General features: G+C 35.6%; 20 protein-coding genes, 2 rRNA genes and 2 pseudogenes. 10 read left to right on the top strand and 14 right to left on the bottom strand.

Annotated elements, in window-relative coordinates; genetic code table 11:
* Positions 1 to 253 precede the first annotated feature (253 nt).
* Both ABWU73_RS05910 and rrf read left to right on the top strand, forming a co-directional pair.
* Positions 254 to 3,019, top strand: a 23S ribosomal RNA gene (locus ABWU73_RS05910).
* Between the two features lie 66 nt (positions 3,020 to 3,085).
* A 5S ribosomal RNA gene (gene rrf / locus ABWU73_RS05905) occupies positions 3,086 to 3,192 on the top strand.
* A gap of 85 nt (positions 3,193 to 3,277) precedes the next feature.
* Here the strand turns inward: rrf and ABWU73_RS05900 are convergent.
* The 3 genes and pseudogenes from ABWU73_RS05900 to rpmH form a co-directional block, all read right to left on the bottom strand.
* Positions 3,278 to 3,541 carry a hypothetical protein gene (locus ABWU73_RS05900; protein ID WP_077188558.1) on the bottom strand — a complete coding sequence of 88 codons (264 nt, stop codon included), beginning with the start codon at positions 3,539 to 3,541 and terminating at the stop codon, positions 3,278 to 3,280.
* An 86-nt stretch (positions 3,542 to 3,627) separates the two neighbouring features.
* Positions 3,628 to 3,903, bottom strand: a pseudogene (gene rnpA / locus ABWU73_RS05895) (ribonuclease P protein component); the annotation flags it as partial.
* A gap of 67 nt (positions 3,904 to 3,970) precedes the next feature.
* Complete coding sequence (rpmH, locus tag ABWU73_RS05890) at positions 3,971 to 4,105, bottom strand: 50S ribosomal protein L34 (protein ID WP_006279898.1); 135 nt, start codon at positions 4,103 to 4,105, stop codon at positions 3,971 to 3,973.
* A gap of 107 nt (positions 4,106 to 4,212) precedes the next feature.
* On the opposite strand from rpmH, the gene pstC reads away from it, so the two are divergent.
* The 3 genes from pstC to ABWU73_RS05875 all read left to right on the top strand — a co-directional run bounded on the left by pstC (position 4,213) and on the right by ABWU73_RS05875 (position 7,187).
* The gene (gene pstC, locus ABWU73_RS05885; RefSeq protein WP_264329867.1) at positions 4,213 to 5,301 is read left to right on the top strand and encodes a phosphate ABC transporter permease subunit PstC; all 1,089 of its coding nucleotides are present in this window, start codon (positions 4,213 to 4,215) and stop codon (positions 5,299 to 5,301) included.
* A gap of 101 nt (positions 5,302 to 5,402) precedes the next feature.
* Positions 5,403 to 6,830, top strand: a complete 1,428-nt coding sequence (gene atpD, locus ABWU73_RS05880) for a F0F1 ATP synthase subunit beta (protein ID WP_010962432.1) — start codon at positions 5,403 to 5,405, stop codon at positions 6,828 to 6,830.
* A gap of 12 nt (positions 6,831 to 6,842) precedes the next feature.
* Positions 6,843 to 7,187, top strand: a complete 345-nt coding sequence (locus ABWU73_RS05875; protein ID WP_006279902.1) for a F0F1 ATP synthase subunit epsilon — start codon at positions 6,843 to 6,845, stop codon at positions 7,185 to 7,187.
* 151 nt (positions 7,188 to 7,338) lie between these two features.
* On the opposite strand, the gene ABWU73_RS05870 is transcribed toward ABWU73_RS05875, so the two are convergent.
* Positions 7,339 to 8,427 carry an IS481 family transposase gene (locus tag ABWU73_RS05870; protein WP_264329420.1) on the bottom strand — a complete coding sequence of 363 codons (1,089 nt, stop codon included), beginning with the start codon at positions 8,425 to 8,427 and terminating at the stop codon, positions 7,339 to 7,341.
* 78 nt (positions 8,428 to 8,505) lie between these two features.
* Here ABWU73_RS05870 and ABWU73_RS05865 point away from each other — a divergent pair.
* Positions 8,506 to 9,192: pseudogene (locus tag ABWU73_RS05865) on the top strand (integrase core domain-containing protein); the annotation flags it as partial.
* Between the two features lie 157 nt (positions 9,193 to 9,349).
* Here ABWU73_RS05865 and ABWU73_RS05860 read toward each other — a convergent pair.
* The 5 genes from ABWU73_RS05860 to ABWU73_RS05840 all read right to left on the bottom strand — a co-directional run bounded on the left by ABWU73_RS05860 (position 9,350) and on the right by ABWU73_RS05840 (position 12,264).
* Positions 9,350 to 10,687 carry an IS110 family transposase gene (locus ABWU73_RS05860; RefSeq protein ID WP_264704179.1) on the bottom strand — a complete coding sequence of 446 codons (1,338 nt, stop codon included), beginning with the start codon at positions 10,685 to 10,687 and terminating at the stop codon, positions 9,350 to 9,352.
* A 289-nt stretch (positions 10,688 to 10,976) separates the two neighbouring features.
* A complete protein-coding gene (locus tag ABWU73_RS05855) occupies positions 10,977 to 11,123 on the bottom strand; it encodes an IS3 family transposase (RefSeq protein WP_080717648.1) in 147 nt (48 codons plus the stop codon).
* 59 nt (positions 11,124 to 11,182) lie between these two features.
* A complete protein-coding gene (locus tag ABWU73_RS05850) occupies positions 11,183 to 11,317 on the bottom strand; it encodes a hypothetical protein (protein ID WP_007548509.1) in 135 nt (44 codons plus the stop codon).
* The gene (locus ABWU73_RS05845; protein WP_007548354.1) at positions 11,314 to 11,448 is read right to left on the bottom strand and encodes an IS3 family transposase; all 135 of its coding nucleotides are present in this window, start codon (positions 11,446 to 11,448) and stop codon (positions 11,314 to 11,316) included. Before ABWU73_RS05845 ends, ABWU73_RS05850 begins: the two co-directional genes overlap by 4 nt.
* A gap of 105 nt (positions 11,449 to 11,553) precedes the next feature.
* Positions 11,554 to 12,264, bottom strand: a complete 711-nt coding sequence (locus tag ABWU73_RS05840) for a class II aldolase/adducin family protein (protein ID WP_010082280.1) — start codon at positions 12,262 to 12,264, stop codon at positions 11,554 to 11,556.
* Positions 12,265 to 12,544: 280 nt separating this feature from the next.
* Between ABWU73_RS05840 and ABWU73_RS05835 the strand changes: the two genes are divergently transcribed.
* Positions 12,545 to 13,177, top strand: a complete 633-nt coding sequence (locus ABWU73_RS05835) for a hypothetical protein (protein ID WP_353285476.1) — start codon at positions 12,545 to 12,547, stop codon at positions 13,175 to 13,177.
* Here the strand turns inward: ABWU73_RS05835 and tsaB are convergent.
* The 3 genes from tsaB to ABWU73_RS05820 all read right to left on the bottom strand — a co-directional run bounded on the left by tsaB (position 13,172) and on the right by ABWU73_RS05820 (position 15,995).
* Entirely contained in the window at positions 13,172 to 13,747 is a 576-nt protein-coding gene (gene tsaB, locus ABWU73_RS05830) for a tRNA (adenosine(37)-N6)-threonylcarbamoyltransferase complex dimerization subunit type 1 TsaB (protein ID WP_010962437.1), read from the bottom strand. The two genes, ABWU73_RS05835 and tsaB, sit on opposite strands and share 6 nt — an antisense overlap.
* Positions 13,747 to 14,877, bottom strand: a complete 1,131-nt coding sequence (locus ABWU73_RS05825; RefSeq protein ID WP_006280118.1) for a cation:dicarboxylate symporter family transporter — start codon at positions 14,875 to 14,877, stop codon at positions 13,747 to 13,749. The genes tsaB and ABWU73_RS05825 overlap by 1 nt, the downstream gene beginning before the upstream one ends.
* A gap of 128 nt (positions 14,878 to 15,005) precedes the next feature.
* Entirely contained in the window at positions 15,006 to 15,995 is a 990-nt protein-coding gene (locus tag ABWU73_RS05820; RefSeq protein WP_006280119.1) for a ribonucleotide-diphosphate reductase subunit beta, read from the bottom strand.
* A 131-nt stretch (positions 15,996 to 16,126) separates the two neighbouring features.
* On the opposite strand from ABWU73_RS05820, the gene ABWU73_RS05815 reads away from it, so the two are divergent.
* Positions 16,127 to 16,465 carry an outer membrane protein assembly factor BamE gene (locus tag ABWU73_RS05815; RefSeq protein ID WP_006279908.1) on the top strand — a complete coding sequence of 113 codons (339 nt, stop codon included), beginning with the start codon at positions 16,127 to 16,129 and terminating at the stop codon, positions 16,463 to 16,465.
* 472 nt (positions 16,466 to 16,937) lie between these two features.
* On the opposite strand, the gene ABWU73_RS05810 is transcribed toward ABWU73_RS05815, so the two are convergent.
* Both ABWU73_RS05810 and ABWU73_RS05805 read right to left on the bottom strand, forming a co-directional pair.
* Entirely contained in the window at positions 16,938 to 17,084 is a 147-nt protein-coding gene (locus ABWU73_RS05810; RefSeq protein WP_155975170.1) for a hypothetical protein, read from the bottom strand.
* 78 nt (positions 17,085 to 17,162) lie between these two features.
* The gene (locus ABWU73_RS05805) at positions 17,163 to 17,783 is read right to left on the bottom strand and encodes a hypothetical protein (RefSeq protein ID WP_264329796.1); all 621 of its coding nucleotides are present in this window, start codon (positions 17,781 to 17,783) and stop codon (positions 17,163 to 17,165) included.
* Positions 17,784 to 17,954: 171 nt separating this feature from the next.
* Between ABWU73_RS05805 and ABWU73_RS05800 the strand changes: the two genes are divergently transcribed.
* Together ABWU73_RS05800 and recO are read left to right on the top strand one after the other, a co-directional pair.
* A complete protein-coding gene (locus ABWU73_RS05800) occupies positions 17,955 to 18,986 on the top strand; it encodes a YhcG family protein (RefSeq protein ID WP_077188564.1) in 1,032 nt (343 codons plus the stop codon).
* Positions 18,987 to 19,188: 202 nt separating this feature from the next.
* The gene (gene recO, locus ABWU73_RS05795) at positions 19,189 to 19,911 is read left to right on the top strand and encodes a DNA repair protein RecO (RefSeq protein ID WP_264329797.1); all 723 of its coding nucleotides are present in this window, start codon (positions 19,189 to 19,191) and stop codon (positions 19,909 to 19,911) included.
* The last annotated feature ends 130 nt before the right edge of the window (positions 19,912 to 20,041 follow it).

The following is a 20,041-nucleotide window of genomic DNA, read 5'->3' as shown; positions in this document are numbered from 1 at the left end:
TTAATTTTTACTGTATATATAAGTTTACCACATATTTCTCAGATTATACTGTTTAGGATTGCTAGTATATTGTTGTTGATAATATAAGTAAATGTTTTGTGCAAAAAGGCGTTGACATATTATTTATTAGGTTATAACATATAAAAGATTAATTTAGTTTTTAGATGTTTGACAAGTTTTATGGTAGAGATTAATTTAATCTCAATTCAATTTTAATAATATTTAACTCTGCATATTCTGCATATAGTCGGATAAATAAATTATTAAGAGCACTTGATGGATGCCTTGGCGTTAAGAGGCGATGAAGGACGTGGCAGGCTGCGATAAGCTGTGGGGAATTGTCAACAAATTTTGATCCGCAGATTTCCGAATGGGGAAACCCAACTAGTTTAGCTAGTCATTACGTACTAAGTATGTAAAGCAAACTTGGTGAACTGAAATATCTAAGTAGCCAAAGGAAAAGAAATCAACCGAGATTCTGTTAGTAGTGACGAGCGAAAGCGGAAAAGGCTAGTGATTTAAGAATAAGAATTAGAATACTCTGGAAATAGTAACCATAGAAGGTGATAGTCCTGTATAAGTAGAAAGTTTTTAAATCCTTGAGTAGAGCGGGGCACGTGAAATCCTGTTTGAATATGGGGGGACCATCCTCCAAGCCTAAATACTCCTTAACGACCGATAGTGAACAAGTACCGTGAGGGAAAGGTGAAAAGAACCCCGGGAGGGGAGTGAAATAGAATCTGAAATCAAGTGCTTACAAACAGTTGGAGCTCTATATCAATTTATTGATATTTAGAGTGACAGCGTACCTTTTGCATAATGGGTCAGCGAGTTAATCTATGAAGCAAGCTTAAGCCGTTAGGTGTAGGCGTAGCGAAAGCAAGTCTGAATAGGGCGTTTTAGTTTTATGGATTAGACCCGAAACCAAGTGATCTAGTCATGACCAGATTGAAGGTGTGGTAAAACACACTGGAGGATCGAACCAGTTAATGTTGCAACATTATTGGATGAGTTGTGATTAGGGGTGAAAGGCCAATCAAACTTGGAAATAGCTGGTTCTCCGCGAAATCTATTTAGGTAGAGCGTTGTATGTATGTTGTTGGGGGTAGAGCACTGGATAGACTAGGGGGATTCACCGTCTTACCAAATCTAACTAAACTCCGAATACCAACAATTAATTATACAGCAGGCACACTACGGGTGCTAAGTCCGTGGTGAAGAGGGAAACAACCCAGATCACTATCTAAGGTCCCAAAATTACAGCTAAGTGGGGAAGGAAGTAGAAAAACCATTACAGCTAGGAGGTTGGCTTGGAAGCAGCCATCCTTTAAAGAAAGCGTAACAGCTCACTTGTCTAAATAAGTTTTTCTGCGCCGAAAATGTACCGGGGCTAAAGCTGTATACCGAAGATGTGAGTGCTTATTGATTTCGATCAATAGGCGCGGTAGCGGAGCGTTCCGTAAGTCTGTGAAGGTGGTTTGTGAAAACTGCTGGAGATATCGGAAGTGAGAATGCTGACATAAGTAGCGTAAAAGAGTGTGAAAAACACTCTCACCAAAAATCTAAGGGTTCCTACGTTAAGTTAATCTGCGTAGGGTTAGTCGGTTCCTAAGGCGAGTCCGTAAAGGAGTAGTCGATGGCAATTAGGTTAATATTCCTAAACCTCTTAAGTGTGACGGGTTTCGTATTTGTATAGATCTTATTGGATTGATCTATGCTTAAAAGAAGCTCCAGGAAATAGCACTTATATTTATGAGGCCGTACCGCAAACCGACACTGGTGGATGAGTAGAGTATACTAAGGTGTTGAAAGAATGATGTTGAAGGAACTCGGCAAATTATACCTGTAACTTCGGAAGAAGGGTAACCTGCTTTTAGGCAACTATGAGTAGGTGGCACAAAATAGGGAGTAGCGACTGTTTACTAAAAACACAGGACTCTGCAAACACGTAAGTGGAAGTATAGGGTCTGACGCCTGCCCGGTGCTGGAAGGTTAATAGGAAGGGTGCAAGCTCCGAATTGAAGCCCCAGTAAACGGCGGCCGTAACACTGACGGTCCTAAGGTAGCGAAATTCCTTGTCGGGTAAGTTCCGACCCGCACGAATGGCGTAACGATTTCTCCACTGTCTCCAACATCACTTCAGCGAAATTGAATTCCCCGTGCAGATGCGGGGTACCCGCGGTTAGACGAAGAGACCCCGTGCACCTTTACTATAGCTTTACATTGCTATTAAAAGTGTGATGTGCAGGATAGGTGGGAGACTTTGAAGTTATGGCGCTAGCTATAATGGAGTCAACCTTGAGATACCACCCTTTACACTTTTGATATCTAACTATGTTTCATTATCTGGAACTAGGACATTGTATGGTGGGTAGTTTGACTGGGGCGGTCGCCTCCTAAAAAGTAACGGAGGCGTGCGAAGGTAAGCTAGAGCTGGTCGGAAATCAGCTTGATAGTATAATGGCATAAGCTTGCCTGACTGCGAGGCTGACAAGCCAAGCAGAGACGAAAGTCGGTCATAGTGATCCGGTGATTCTGTATGGAAGGGTCATCGCTCAACGGATAAAAGGTACGCCGGGGATAACAGGCTGATGGTGTTCGAGCGTTCATAGCGACGACACCGTTTGGCACCTCGATGTCGACTCATCACATCCTGGGGCTGAAGAAGGTCCCAAGGGTTCGGCTGTTCGCCGATTAAAGTGATACGTGAGTTGGGTTTAGAACGTCGTGAGACAGTTCGGTTTCTATCTGCCGTGGGTGAAGGAAATTTGAGAAGGTCTGACTCTAGTACGAGAGGACCGAGATGGATATACCTCTGGTGTACCAGCTGTTATGCCAATAGCATCGCTGGGTGGCTATGTATAGATGGGATAATTGCTGAAAGCATATAAGCAAGAAACCCTCTTCAAAAAGATTTCCCAATTAAGGCCGTGGAAGACTACCACGTTGATAGGCTAGTTGTGGAAGCATGGTAACATGTGAAGCTAACTAGTACTAATAGCCTGATTGATTTATTTGCTTTCTATATGTGTGTATGCAGTGTTAAATATTAAGTTAAAATTGTTAAGTTAGAAATTTTTATTGACTTGGTGGCTATAGCAAAAATGAACCACCCGATCTCATCTCGAACTCGGAAGTGAAACTTTTTAGCGCTGATGGTACTTGAAAAGGGAGAGTAGGTCGCCGCCAAGTTTATAAAAATTTCTTTGTTAATTAGACAGTAGGTATACTTATATTTTAACTTTCTTGTTTTGTTACTATTCTTTAAGTTTTTACTTTAACTACGATATCTTTTTTTTCTTATATGTTCTTGGTCATTTTCTACATTATTTAGCATTGTTCCTACTTCCCCTAATTGATTCCCTTTTGAAGGAGAATTACTGATTTCTGGTAATATTACATTACCTCCCACTTTTTTAAATAATTCTTCTTGTTGGCGAAATGCTGACCTCCAATCTGTTCCTGTTCCTTTAGGAAGAAATAAGAATTGATACATCTGACCAAAGCCTGTGTTATTTACCTCTTTTATATGCTCTACCATTCACCACACCCATTAACTATTTTTAAAAATTTTACCTATATTATCATAAAAAATATAGTTGTAAATACCTTAATTGAGATTTTTTTTTATTTTATCTTTTTTAAGCAAATAGTTAGATCTTTTTGTAAATTTTTATAACTTGCTTGCATAATGTTTCTATGAGTTAGTATTATGTAGTAGTGCCCTATATTACTTATATTTAAAATGCTAATTTTAGCAAGCATTCGTAGTTGCCTTTTTATTTTATTTCTTTTTGCTGCTTTTCCGGTTTTTTTACTGATAGCCAGACCTACTCTAATAGTATGAATGTACTTTTCAGGTTCTCTTTCTTTTATAGCGTACAGTGATATATAAAGCCCACGATAAAAAAGACTGTTGAGTGCTAACTTATTTTTGAAAGCAGAAGAAAAATCTTTTTTTTTATACTTACTATGCGCATAATTTGTTACACCCTAATGAACGGCGCCTATTAAGGATTTTTCTTCCAGCTCTTGTTGCCATACGTGAACGAAATCCGTGTCTGCGCTTTCTTATCAAATTTTTTGGTTGAAATGTTCTCTTCATTGTTTTTATATTAATATAATTATTTATTTTAAATTGTTTTACTTTATTGTCAAATAATGGTGAACTTGTATGACATTTTCGTAGAATAAAATTTGATGCATGGAAGAATGAATTCGGTGATAGTCATACCTGTCTTACTAATCCTTTTATTTTGTTTTAGTAGGTTTCAAGAAGTAAATAAGGTTAAATCTTATCTATATCTTAGTTGTGTATGGATGCTAACTTGGTTGTTAGTATTCTATAATAATTGTTTTGTAACTTTTATTTCTATAGCGTTACTTTTTTTCATGCTTGCTTTTATCTTTAAAAATAAAAGAAATAAGATAATAAAACTTTCGTTATTTGTGGCTTTGGCCATATCATTTTTTATCACTTTATTTATAATGCTGTCTATTTTTATTCAATCCATTAGTTTTTTTAATAAAGTAGCTATTTCAGAATTCTTGTTTTGCTTGAAATGGGGCCACAATGTAGTCACTATCAATGAAGAGAAGATAGGATGTTTTGGTATAGCGCCGCTTTTAGTTGGTACATTACTTATAACTATTATAGCAATGTTAGTTGTCGTTCCGCTTGGTTTATTTTCTGCAATATATATTAGTGAATATGCGAGTGAGAAAGTGCGTTATATTGTTAATACAACTTTGCAAGTTTTGTCTGCTATTCCTACGGTTGTATATGGATATTTCGCGGTTGTGTTTTTGTCTTTCTTTATAAAGCAGGTAGCAAATTTTTTTGGTTTAAGTATACACTCAGAAAGTGCCTTAGTTGCCGGTTTATCGATTGGGATAATGATTCTTCCTTTTATTATTTCTTTACTCGAAGATGCCATAAGATCTGTTCCAAAAAGCTTGCGTTATGGCTTCATTGCACTTGGTGCAACTCCAGCGGAAACTATATGGCATATAACAATACCTTATGCAATGCCTACAATTTTAAGTGCAATTTTATTGTCAATTTCAAGAGTGATAGGTGAAACAATGATTGTGCTAATGGCTGTGGGAATCAACGCAAATTTGACTTTTAACCCTCTTAATTCAGTTACTACCATTACCGTGCAGATCGCTACATTACTTACCGGAGATCAGGATTTCAATAGTGTACAAACTCTTGCTGCTTATGCGCTTAGTTTAGTATTGTTTATTATTACTTGGCTATTAAATGCATTTGCATTGTTTGTAATGAAGCGTAACTAGTAAGCGTTTTAATGTTGCAAAATTTCTATTAATAATATAAAATTTATTTTCTTTAAAAGTTCTTTTATGGAATTATAGTGTTAGGTGATAAAAATAAAGAGATGAATATAGGTAGAGCGATTAAGGTAACTCAAGCAGTTGTTGATATAAAATTTGAAGGTGAATTGCCTAAAATATTTAATGCTTTAAAAAGCAAACTAAAATATAAGGATAAGGAGCTGGTTTTAGAAGTTTCGCAGCATATAGGTGACAATATAGTTCGTTGTATTGCTATGGATAGCACAGATGGCATGTCAAGGGGGGATGAATTTGTTGATACAGGTGCACCAATATCGGTGCCAATTGGGCGTTCAACTTTAGGAAGGATTTTTAATGTTGTTGGAGAGCTTATAGATGAGTGTGGTCCACTGAAGGGAAAGTATAACTTAGAGCCTATACACAGAGCACCTCCAAGTTTTACTGAACAGAGAATACAGGAAGAAGTTTTAGTTACGGGAATAAAAGTTATAGATCTTCTTGCACCTTATCTTAAAGGAGGAAAAATTGGCTTATTTGGTGGAGCCGGTGTTGGTAAAACAGTCCTAATAATGGAATTAATTAATAATATAGCAAAAGCTCATAAAGGATTTTCTGTGTTTGCCGGGGTAGGGGAGAGAACGCGTGAAGGTAACGATCTTTATCACGAGATGATCACTTCAAATGTAATAAATATAAATGAGCATGAAAAATCTCAAGCTGTTTTGGTTTATGGTCAGATGAATGAGCCTCCTGGAGCAAGGGCTAGAGTTGCTTTAACAGCACTTACTATGGCAGAGTATTTTCGTGACCGTGAAAACCAAGATGTTCTATTTTTTGTGGATAATATCTTTAGATTTACACAAGCTGGTTCTGAAATTTCTGCTTTACTTGGAAGAATACCGTCAGCTGTTGGTTATCAGCCAACCCTTGCAACTGATATGGGTGCAATGCAAGAAAGAATAGCTTCAACAACTTCTGGCTCTATTACTTCTGTGCAAGCTATATATGTTCCTGCGGACGATTTGACTGATCCAGCCCCAGCAACTACATTCTCTCACCTTGATGCAACCACAGTGTTGTCAAGGCAAATAGCTGAAATGGGAATATACCCTGCTGTTGATCCACTTGATTCAACTTCTCAGTCTTTATCTGCTGAAATCATTGGTGAAGAACATTATAATGTAGCTTCTGAGGTGAAACGTATATTGCAAACTTATAAATCACTGCAAGATATTATCGCAATACTTGGTATGGATGAGCTATCTGATGAAGATAAAATTATTGTTGATAGGGCTCGTAAGATTCAGAAATTTCTTTCTCAACCTTTTCACGTTGCAGAAATATTTACTGGCATGCCTGGTAAATTTGTTTCACTTTCTGATACTGTTTCCAGTTTTAAAGGGATTGTTGAAGGCAAATATGATCACTTACCAGAGGCTGCTTTTTATATGGTGGGGAATATAGATGAAGCAATAAAAAAGGCTGAATTAATACAAGCTGAAGCTAAATAAAAGTTAAAGATTATGAATACTTTTAAAGTGCAATTTTTCTCTCCTGATGATCAAATTTCATTCAGTGGAGTGGTTTCTCTTTCAGTAACTGGGCTCGAAGGGGAGCTTATGATTTTAGCTCACCATGCTCCTTACTTAATTTATTTATTGCCTGGTATGATTACTGTTAAAATGAGTAACCAAACAGAAAAGAAGGTTGTAATTGATAGTGGCGTATTAGAAGTTGCAAATAATAATTGTAGCATTATAACAAGTCAAATTCAGGTTTTTGATCGTGCAATTCATGATGAGAAATCGTTTAAAAATAAGAGAATTAGTATATATTTAAGTTATCTTGATGAGAAGTTTCTTTCTTAGTTATTTTAGGCAAAAAGTCAATTATCATTCAAGTGGCTATAAGATTTTTGCTCAGGGGGCTCTTTTTTGTCATCCCAGAAACCCCGGGGTGTCATCCCAGTGTCGGAGTACTTTAGGTGTAATAGTTCAGACTTGATCTGACAGGCGTGAATTAACTGACAGAAGAATTGACAAAGTCAAAACCAAAATCAGCATCCTGTTTAATGCTATCAATATTTTTCTGATAAGCAATATGCATACTATCAAAAAAGGTTTGCATAGGTGTCTTACCATAGCAATATTTACCTGAATGCGGTCGAGATCTATTGTAAGAATGCACCCAATGGTCTACATCTAGCTGAAGCTCTGCCAAAGAGGTGTAAATTTTCTTTCTGAAGATAATATTGTAGCATTCATCTTGCATAGTTCTGTGGAACCTTTCACAGATGCCATTAGTTTGTGGAGAACGAGCTTTGGTTCGAGAATGATCAATATTTTCTACCCCCAAATACAGCTGGTAAGCGTGATTTTCAGGTCTGCCACAGTACTCTGTACCACGATCCGTCAAAATGCGTAGCAATGATACTTTCTGTTCATCAAAAAACGGTATCACCCTATCATTGAGAAGGTCTGCAGCTGTAATAGCAGTCCTTTCTGTATAAAGCTTAGCAAAAGCAACTCTAGAGTAGGTATCAACAAAGGTTTGTTGGTAAATTCGTCCAATACCTTTGATATTACCCACATAATAGCTATCTTGGCTACCCAAGTATCCTGGATGTTCTGTTTCAATTTCTCCATGGGCCTCTTTTTCTTCCTTAGCCTTCTCTAGAGCTGTTATCTGCTCTTCTGTTAAGATAATGCCATCTTGAGCTACTTTTGCTTCTAATGCCTTTAACCTCTTTTTGAAATTCTCAAGATCGTTTCTTTGCCACACTGATCTTATTCCACTTGCAGAGATGAGAATTCCTCTCTTTTTCAGTTCGTTTGCTGCTCTTTCTTGTCCATACGCTGGAAATTCTATTGCTATTTCAATTACTGCTTTTTCTATATCCTCCGATACCCTATTTGCATATAATGGCTTGCTTTTGCTTATCTCGTGTAAAGCCTCTTCTCCTCCTTTTTCATACAGTTCTTTGAAGCGGTAAAATGTATCCCTTGAATATCCCATTACCTTACACGCCTGTGATACATTTCCTAATTGCTTTGCAAGTTCTAGCAATCCCAACTTTGGTTTTAGTATTTTTTCTTGTGTTGTACTCATATCTGACACTCCTTTAAAATTTATTCATATTTTTATCTTACTTTGTTCGCCTGTCAGATCAAGTCTGAACTATTACACATTATCTTAACAGAAGAGCAGATAACAGCTCTAGAGAAGGCTAAGGAAGAAAAAGAGGCCCATGGAGAAATTGAAACAGAACATCCAGGATACTTGGGTAGCCAAGATAGCTATTATGTGGGTAATATCAAAGGTATTGGACGAATTTACCAACAAACCTTTGTTGATACCTACTCTAGAGTTGCTTTTGCTAAGCTTTATACAGAAAGGACTGCTATTACAGCTGCAGACCTTCTCAATGATAGGGTGATACCGTTTTTTGATGAACAGAAAGTATCATTGCTACGCATTTTGACGGATCGTGGTACAGAGTACTGTGGCAGACCTGAAAATCACGCTTACCAGCTGTATTTGGGGGTAGAAAATATTGATCATTCTCGAACCAAAGCTCGTTCTCCACAAACTAATGGCATCTGTGAAAGGTTCCACAGAACTATGCAAGATGAATGCTACAATATTATCTTCAGAAAGAAAATTTACACCTCTTTGGCAGAGCTTCAGCTAGATGTAGACCATTGGGTGCATTCTTACAATAGATCTCGACCGCATTCAGGTAAATATTGCTATGGTAAGACACCTATGCAAACCTTTTTTGATAGTATGCATATTGCTTATCAGAAAAATATTGATAGCATTAAACAGGATGCTGATTTTGGTTTTGACTTTGTCAATTCTTCTGTCAGTTAATTCACGCCTGTCAGATCAAGTCTGAACTATTACAGCTGATCAGTAGTAAAATTTTGATCCAATGTGTTCGGAGCCACAACTCGGTTGCTTATTTGCTGTTTTTTATTTTTGAACCTTCGTCTAAACTTGGCTTTAATGCCATTTTCTCCTAAGAAACTCACTCAACTAACTCTTCTTGTTGAACTAATATGTAGCCAAATTCGCTCGCTTTTTTGATCAAATTTTTTACAGTTCTATCTTTATAGCGTGTTTCATAGTATTCCATTCCTTTTTCTACATATTCCTGTCCGTATTTGAGCATACTATAAAATATGCATGCCATTTTTCTTGCAGTAGCTGTTATTGCTTTTGGTGCTCCTAGTCGTTTTTTCAATCTTCTGTAGTATGCACCCAACGCACTTTTACTATTTCCTACAGAATGAGCAGCTATTCGCAAAGCATTTGCAGCACGGTTAATGACTTTACGTGTTCTTGTGTTAAACACTTTTTCCCCTGTAACTTTATTAGCAGGACTGAGTCCCAACCACGATGAAAAGTGCTTTTCTGTTGGCCATTTACTATGGTTTATACCAACTTCTGAAATTATGGTTTGTATACTTAATACATCAAATCCAGGAATTTTAGTGAAATCCATACCAGTTATTCGGTGCAGTTCCTCATACAAAGCAAAGCTTGGCTTACTTTTGCTATTTTTATTCTTTTGCTTACTTAGCTGTTTGCTTTCACAAGACTTTGTTTCAAACGTTTTATAATAGGCTTCAATATTTCTATCACATTCTGCTATTTTTTCTTGATAAATATTATATAGTTCAAATTCTTGCTTTAGCGTGAATAAGTGTTCCTCTCTATAGTCACCAGCTAACGCTTTTGCAATAGTAGACTGATCATTTTTCATTCGCACGTCCCTGAATTCTGCCAATTTTTCAGAATCTCTTTCGCCTTCAATTATAGCTTCAATGATTTTCATACCAGTTATCCCAGTAATATGACTAATAACCTTGTGTAATTGTATATTCATTTGAATTAATGCCTTCTGCATACGCAGAATATGTGTAGATGCACTTTCAGTGAGATTTTTGCGTTGCCGCACGTAACTGCGCAATACACACATCTGATTATCTGGCCTAAACGATCCATGAAGCAGTCCGTAGCTATGCAGTTGTTGGAGCCATTGGCAATCTTGAACGTCAGACTTCCTACCAGGTACATTCTTTACATGCCGTGCATTTACCAATCTTACCTCGAATTTGTATGACTCAAGTATTTGAAATAAAGGAATCCAATATACTCCTGTTGATTCCATAGCTACTGTTGTAACTTTACACTTTTTCAACCACTGTGCTAAGTTATGAAGGTCTTCAGTAAAGCAGCCAAATTTCTGAACGCGTTGTTCATCTCTTCCTTCAGGTACACACACATAGTGTACAGCTGAACCAATGTCTATTCCTGCTGCATTAGGATTCACTATTTCTAATTTACTTTTTGCTTTTTTCATGGTAACTCCTGCATATAATTTGTAATAGGGAAACGCTTCAGCTTGGAACGGTTGATAGTACAATCTCCTAACCGAGGTAGTCTAAATGACTCCATCAATGATTTGACCGTTCCTTCCAAAACCATGCTTGCATACGGGCACTTAGGCACCATTGAAAATGTCGGTCATAACTGCAAAGGCGCTCCCTGTACAACTATACTTGAAAACTACTAAAAACTTAAATTTGTGTGTTTCTTTCTGATTTGACAGATTTCGTCTGTTCGATGCTTGCATAACACTTTGTACTGTTTTAATTTTTGCCTAAAGCTTTTAATTCAGCGTGAATTTTAGGGGCTCCATATCTGCATTTAGAAGCTTGATGTATTTTTTGAATATCTGCTAGAAGCCCTTCTTTTGCTAATTCTTTACTGCTTTTTTCCTTAGCAACCCATACCACCAGTACAAAACCCTACATAGTTCCTGTGTTTTATAGCAATTTCTATATAAAAGAATACTTTACTCTTTTTCTTTGCCCAGGGCTTTTTTTAAGATGTCTCTTTCTCTTATTAGCTCTTTTTTTAGATCAAATCTTTCTTTGTCATAAGGAGCCTTTGCCTGGAAATGCGTATGCTCCAGACATTTTTCCATCATATTTTCTTACTTAACATACTGCCATCTATACCTAGATCTTTTGCTATTTTTGTACTTGCTTGACCTGTTTCTTTAACCAGCTTAACAGCTTCTAATTTGAATTCTGCTGTATATTCTCTTCTATTTGTCATATTTTGAAAAAACGTTTTATTTTACTCCAAAAACGTCTTAACTTTCTCTCTACTTTTTCTGGGTAAGGTCACTACTTGGATGACAGATAGTAGTGCGAAAGTCTCTTACAACTTACTTTTAATTAGTCTAACCCATGCGTGCCAATCCCTCTCACCAAGATTGCTTTCAAAAGATAGGAGATCCTTTACAGCTTTTGAGCAAATTTCTTCACTTGGAATTGATAACTCCTTATTCATTGCTAACGTTAAACATTGAGTTTTGCACGCTTGTTCTAAATGATACGAGTAAAACATTGCTTCTTGTATAGTCCGACCACACGTTATAGATCCATGATTACGCATTAACATGACAAAATTTTCTTTCAGATCAGCTATTAACCTCTTTCCTTCTGTATCGCTAAGTGCTAGGGAATTATAATTATGGTAAGAGATTTTATTGTAAAAGTGCAGTGCCCATTGACTTATAGGAAGCAGCCCATCTTTGAGAGAAGAAACCGCTACAATAGAAGGTGTATGCAAGTGAAAAATTGCTTGAATATCTTTCCTTGCTTGATAAACAAAACCATGAATTATATAGCCAGTTCTATTATATTGATATTCTTTGCCTTCAATTACATCTCCATCAAATGATACTTTCATTAACGAACGTTCATCTACTTCATCAAAACGCATACCAAACGGATAAATATAAAACGACTTTTGATCTTCAGAACGCACTGAAAGGTGAGTATATGTATGATCATCGAACTTAAGGTAGGACAAAATCTGATAGGCATAGACTAGATCCCTTTTTACTCTGCTCTTTGTTAACAACACAATCCTCTGTTAGAATCTTCTGAAGGTTTATACGCGAAAAGAGACTTGTAGTAAACTAATAAGTCTATGCCACTCTGTCTTGCTTTCTGAATACCAAACACTTTTGTGTTGTAGCTTGCTTAAAAATAGTTATCGTTATTATAGAGTTTATATACAGAATTTATGTTTTTAAATTACATAATATCTTAACTACAAAAATAATTTTCTATATAATATTTCATATGTTTTAAAGCTTCATTTTTATGTTATTATAAATGTAAGTTTCAAGATTGAAAATAATATGGTAAATATTAACACAAAAAAACAGCCAGCAGGATTTTTCATATATCTCTCTGGTCTTTCGGGAAGTGGTAAACTTTCCACAGCAATAGAATTATCTAATATGATAAACGCATTAATTGTAAATAGTAAGTTCTATAACAATGTTCAAGCTTGCTCTATATACGATGGTGTCTTTGAACGTGATCAAATACCTAAAGAAGTTCAAGATAGAATATATGGCATTATGCAAATTATGCAAATTATGCTTCAGGTAATAGAAAATTATCCGATTCACTCAAAAAATTACATATTTATTGATGAGTTGATGGAAAATAATGACCAGAACATGAGGATGTATGATTCAATAGTAAGGCTTAGTAAAAAAATGAACACAGAAATCCTTCCTGTGGTACTTAGGTGTGATCTACCGACATTACAAAAGCGTATTGCATTAAAAAGGCAAAGAAAAAATAGGAAGGTGATTAATCTAAATAGCATTGTAGAGAAATTTAGGACTGACGATTTATTTATACCACCAAGTGCCATAGAGATAGAAAATTCAGATATGAGTATAAAAGAAGTAGCTCAAGAGATAGTAAACCAGATGCACAAGCTTAGTAACATTGCATGTACGCGAAAGAATAGTCTATAATGATTTCATATACTGAGGCTCATTTAAATATAGAGCTTCAACTTCATTTAATTTTTGCTTGTTCTCTAATCTATAACGGACTAATAGCCCTGCATGGCTAGCATTTAAATTGCAATCCATATGTGTACTGCTTGTAGCGTGACACTGGGATCCAGGTGCAGATAGTGGCAATAAATTGAAATCAAATAACTGCGTATAAAACCCTTGAGCATTTTTGACTATAGCTCTGATATTTTTTTTGTTATTCGTACAAAGCAAAGATATTGCGTAGGCTTGAACTTCCAGCGCACTAACTCCGTATAATGGCTTATTTGTAGCAAGATTTATACCTTGTGCAGCTGATATACCAACTCTAATTCCAGTGAAACTTCCTGGTCCAACTACTACCACTAAATGATCTATTTTATCATAATTATAGTTGTGCTTATCAAACAAAGTATTCAGAATTTGAAAAAATGATTCTGCATGATTGTTGCTGGCGGAATTGTGCTCTACAAAACAGTTACCATCATAATCAACTATTGCTATTGAACTACCAATACCTACAGTATCAATCGCTAAAATAGACATTACTTAAGCTTATCATAGAGTTTTGTAAACATTATAGCAAAGGCACCATTGCCCATAACGTTTGCTGAAGTGATTATTGGATCAAACACTATATACAGTGCTGTGATTAACGAAAGCATTTCTGGAGAAAATTTGAGGTATTTCTCAAGAATAGGTAGCATTACCATAATTCCTCCTGCCGGAACTGCCACGATAGCAAACTTAAATAACAAAAAATAGAGAAGGAAAGTTACATAGTCTGTTGTGCACAATGAATAACCGGAGGCAATTATCATTGATAATATTATAATAAAAAAGCAATCACCTACTAAATGAAAGCTAGCAGTTATTGGCACAACAGACGATGCTATGTCAGGTTGCTTTACATTTTTTTTGCTTCCTTCAAGAGTAAGCGGCATAGTTGCATTACTAGACATTGTGCTCATTGCAGTAATAAATGCCGGTATCATATTGCCTATACTAGCTATCCAGCTTGTGATCTTGAATGAATTTGCTGCTCCATATAAGAGGAAAACATAAAGGTAGGTTGCAGATGCTATAATAATGAAAATTATTGAGTAATCCTTAAATATTATAGATAAAACTTGATCATGCTGCATTTTTAAAGCAAGCCCAAGTACAAATATTGGAATAATCGGCGTCAAAAACGTCTTCAAAATAAAGAGAGTTAAATCTAACATTTTGTTCGAAAGCTCTCTGCTTTTTTTGGGTAGCAGTGTGGACACTACTATGCTGGACACAAATCCACAAGCAAGGGCATAAAAATTAGAAAGCAATGCAGGCAGTCTAAACGACCATAAGGGAACAATTGTTTCTTCATACGTTATATCTTGTATTGAATAAGTGTTTTGTATGATAAAATGCCCAACAGAATAAGCTATTAAACTTGAAGCCAGATTCGATAAGAAGATCATTATAATAAGTAACAATATGAACTTTATAGCTGACTGCTTAAGATTGTTAACACTGCTAAAGATTAACGCAAAAATAATAAAAGGCATTATAAATAGCAAAACCTCTTTTATACTAAGGCTCGTTGAGTACAAGAAGGTTTTTACTTCCATTGGAACTAAATGACCAAAGAATGCAGCTGAAGTGATGACCGTGAGTAAGATTAATAGTTGTAGCACGTTCTTATATACCAATGTCCTATGGACATATATATGGTAAGTTAGTTGTTAAGTAAAGCAAAACTGTCTAAACTGCACAGCAAATGGTGTAATGAAAGTGGAATGACAAAAAAGAGTGAAATTAGCATTCACTTATTATTCGTGTCATTTTCAGTAAAAGCTTCTTCCCACGTGCCTTGAGTTGCTGCGCGGCTATACTCTGTTACTCTATTTTCAAAGAAATTCGTATGTTCAACGCCATTTAGTATTTCATCAAGCCACGGAATAGGATTATCATTGACATCATATATGGACTCAAGACCTAATTGCATTAACCGTCTGTTTGCTACGTAGCGTATGTAATTGCGCACTTCTTCTGCGGATAGTCCTTCAACATCTCCTAAATCAAAGGCAAGCTTTATGAATTCGTCCTCAAGTTCAACGATGGTGCGACATGCAGAATATAATTCCTCTTTAAACTCGTTGTCCCAAATTTCATTATTCTCTTTAATAAATGTATTAAATAACATGATAATTGAATTGGTGTGCAAAGTTTCATCACGGGCTGACCAGGCGATTATCTGCCCCATTCCTTTCATTTTTCCAAAACGTTGGAAATTGAGCAAAATTGCAAATGATGCAAATAACTGCAACCCTTCAGTGAATGCACCAAACACTGCTAGAGTTTTAGCTACATGTTTTTTATCGTGTTTTTTGCTTTCCTCGAATTCCAACATATATTCATATTTCTTTCTCATAGCATCATACTTTAAAAATGCTTGATACTCACTTTCTGGCATGCCAATTGTGTCTAAAAGATAAGAATAAGCTGCAATGTGTATGGTTTCCATATTGGAAAAGCTTGCAAGCATCATGCATATTTCTGTTGGCTTAAATATATTTGAATAATGCCTCATGTAGCAGTTATTTACTTCAATGTCTGCCTGAGTAAAAAATCTAAAGATCTGGGTTAGTAGATTTTTTTCTACACTTGAAAGTTTAGTTTTCCAATCCTTCACGTCATCAGCGAGCGGAACTTCTTCAGGTATCCAATGGATTCTTTGTTGCTGCAGCCACGCATCATACGCCCAAGGGTAATTAAAAGGTTTGTATATTGGATCTGCTTCTAACAATGACATAAGACACCTATTATTTTCTAAAGTAAATATTATATTAAGTGATATTGAGAATCAGTCAATTTAACTTTTTTGAAATTTGACGGCAGATAATTTATTAGTGTATTATAGCTTCAAGTAATTTATCAACAGAAATGCGAGTATTAATATCTTTTATTTTATTATTTACAGTGAGCTGCACTCACACTATTCACAATCACGGAGCTCCTGGCATTAGTGTTGAATTGTGGAGCAAGATAAAAGTAGGTGACGATAAAGAAAAAGTGGTTCACACTTTAGGATCACCAACATTAGTATCAAAGTTCGATGACAATGTTTGGTACTATGTCTCATATAAAATTAAACAAGCCAATTTTTTAGGAAAAAGGAAGTATAGTAGTAAGTCTCTGCAAATTTCATTCGACCAGGACGGTAAAGTTGAAGATACAAAAGAAACTGACATCTTAGAGAGATCTTTGGCTGTTTCTGATTGAAAGTTTGCTCAGATCTTCCTACGTCATACCGCGGTTCATTCCATAACTGTACGAACATTGCGATTTGGGCCTACCAGAAGGGTGTCATGAAAGTAGCTGACACTAGTTCCTTTATGACGGCAGTGCCCAGACTACTTGGATCCAGGAAACTTAATTGCAAGTAATGCATTGGGTTTGGTAAGTATGGGTTTTGCGTTATAGAATGAAGCACTTTTGGTGAATTTGTAAAGAAAACTGGATCCCAGTGGGCTTTGTTGCATCGCTAGCTATGATGGATTAAAGATAAAAAAGATAGGGAATATCAGTAGCTTATTATTCTGGTATTTATAACAAGAACGGTCAATGAATACCTAAATTTGAGTAAAAGAAATTTCACTACCATTTACCAATCCGGCTAAAATTCAAGAATTTCAATGCTTTAGCTATTTTCAATAGAATTAAATTTATTAATATAAATAACAAATTACTATTCTTAAATTTGATCAGATTGATTGCAAAAAAACAAGATTTTCAATAGGTTGCTTATAATCCTAACTATAGTTAGCCTTTCATAAGTAGCGATGCAACAAAGCCATCCCAGTGTCAAGCACTGGGATGACACCATTTGTTGTAAACTCACTTTTACTCTATGGTTATACTACCTTGCTGCTATCCTGAACGGATACAGTGGGCTTATTAAATTATAGAATTACTTTAGCTATAGAATAAAATCTAGTGTTACTTCACGCCAAATGTGGTGGTGCTGAGTAGGCAAGCCGGTCAATGGGCTACATTTATATACTGCACGCATTGCATTATCTGCTATCGACCTGAAAAGTGGATTATTTCGATAGGAATCACTGTCTGCTACATCCGCCATAATTATCTCGCCTTGACTGGATAACAATAAGTTAATTTTTATATTAAAATTTTCTTTGTAAGCTATGCTTTCAGGAATGCTCCAGCATTTTGTGAGCTTGTCTCTTATAGAGTTAATAATTTCTGTTACAACTAATTCATCCTTTTTGCTCTCAACGCTTTTTTCGTTTCCTATTTCATTTTTTGCCACTCTAACATCCCTTCTTAGTTTTTTCTCTACACTTTTTTTTCTTTTTGGAATTGGAATGAATTCTTTACCCTCGTTAATAATGACTTCTTCTTGCATTTCGATAATTTGCCTCGGTTGTGCTACAACAGTGTGCTCAACCAATTCTTTTTTCCTTTGTGGTATAGGAACAACTGACGTATCATTCGTTTGGGCTTTTGTTGAAGGTAACGAAAAAAGCAGAAAACAACATAAAGACAAAAAAAGAATATAATTAGAATAGAAAAAACGCATATGTTAAGCAGCTTGTTTTACTGGTTTAAAGCTAATATTGCACATAAAGTCAATATATTTTAGTTGATGGACAACTTTGAAGTCAATAAGGAATCCCTTCAAAGTTGCAGGCAAGCGAAAGATTGTCTTCTCGACAGACAAAGAATTGTATAATGGATTAAAAGGGACCGTATGACAAAAATTATAGGAAAAGAATATACAGAACTTTTAGAGCAGTTGAAAGATCGTATTGCAACAAACCGTTATAAGGCAGCACTTGCAGTAAATAGTAAGCTTATTTTGCTTTACCACCATATTGGTACAGAGATCCTAAAACGCCAAAAAGAACATACCTGGGGAGCTAAGGTAATTGATCAATTAAGTAAGGATTTGAGAAGTACATTTCCAGAAATGAAAGGCTTTAGCACGAGAAATCTGAAGTATATGCGTAAGTTTGCCGAAGAATATCCTGATGTTGAATTTGTGCAGGAGCCTCTTGCACAATTAACTTGGTATCACAATATCACTCTTTTGGAAAAAATAGAAAGTCATGAAATAAGATTATTTTATGTAAAAAAAGCTATTGAACATGGCTGGTCACGTAACATTATGGTGATGCAGATAGAACTTGGACTACATAAACGTCAAGGAAAAGCAATAACTAATTTTAAAGAAAAATTACCATCTCCACAATCCGATCTAGCACATTACACATTAAAAGATCCGTATATTTTTGATTTTTTAAGTATAGGTAAGGATGCTCATGAAAGAGAAGTAGAAAAAGGACTCGTAGGGCATATGGAAAAATTTCTGTTAGAACTCGGTGAAGGATTTGCATTTGTTGGTAGACAATTTCATTTAGATGTTGGTAATAAAGACTTTTATATTGATTTATTATTCTATCATTTAAAGTTACGTTGCTTCGTAGTGATTGAACTAAAAGATAAGGATTTTAAGCCGGAATATGCTGGTAAAATGAATTTTTATCTTTCTGCAGTTGATGATTTACTGAAGCACTCGACAGATCAACCTTCTATAGGGTTAATCTTATGTAAATCTAAAGACGATGTACTTGCTAAATATACACTCAAAGACATAAATAAACCAATAGGATTAGCGGAATATCGAATAACTGAAAATCTACCAGAGAACATAAAAACAGCTTTACCGACGATAGAAGAATTAGAAGCTGAATTATCCAAAATTTCAGATAAGGAAAAGTAATGGTTACTAAAATCATTCAAACAATTATTTAGCAAACCAAAAACCAAAAGCTCAGCATGGAGGCTCAGGAAGAAGGGTGGCAGCCAATACCTTACTCTCTCATAGCCTTGAAACTTTGGAATAGTAACGGAGTAAGTGATTTTTATGGATTACAAGCTCTAGGTGTACTATCCTATAATATCATACGGTCAATATACTCTAAATGAGATGGAAAGATGAAGGCATCATTATAGCTGCTAAAAAATACGGCGATAAAAACTTAATTCTCTCTCTGTTTACAAAAAATCATGGAAAGCGCAGGGGATTAACTAAGCTAACAAACAATAGCAATTATAAGTTTCAGATAAGTAATCTATTACATGCAGAATGGAGTGCTAAGTTACCTGAAAATCTAGGTTTTTTAAAGTGCGAATTAATCGAATCTCCATTCCATCATTTTTTTCAAGATAGGTTAAAAAGCATTACTATTGTTTCTTTCTCCTCTATTTTAGAAAAAGTGCTTCCAGAAAGTGAACCCTGTGCCATGCTGTATGACAATTTTCGATATTTCATCGATGTAATTAAACACAACAATCAGTCTTGGCAAAGCCATTATCTTAACTTAGAGCTTCTGCTTCTTACGCAATTGGGATTCAAGTTAGACTTATCCAAATGCGCTGTAACAGGTGTTAAGGAAAATCTGCAATTTATTTCTCCAAAAACTGGTAGAGCAGTGTCAAAAAAAGTAGGAGATTATTATGCAGATAAACTCCTACCTTTTCCACAAATGTTGCATGATGTATACAATAATACCCTACAAAACAGCTACTCATTCCAAGAATTTCAGTTAGGACTGAAAGTCACAGGATATTTTTTAAATAAGTATCTATTTTTGCAGTTAAACGTGAAATTTCCAGAGCTGAGAAACCTCATGTTGTCGCTTTAATCTTAGTTATCATTTTTTTGAAATCATTTCAGAAATCTATAGCTAACCCAAGCAACACGTCATACCGCGATTCATTCGCGGTATCTCAGCATAGATTCCGCTAACGAGTAGCGGAATGACGGTTGTCGGT

It is taken from the genome of Wolbachia endosymbiont (group A) of Andrena helvola, from assembly GCF_964028415.1.
Lineage (GTDB): Bacteria > Pseudomonadota > Alphaproteobacteria > Rickettsiales > Anaplasmataceae > Wolbachia > Wolbachia pipientis.
This window is presented reverse-complemented; position numbering and strand designations above follow the sequence as displayed.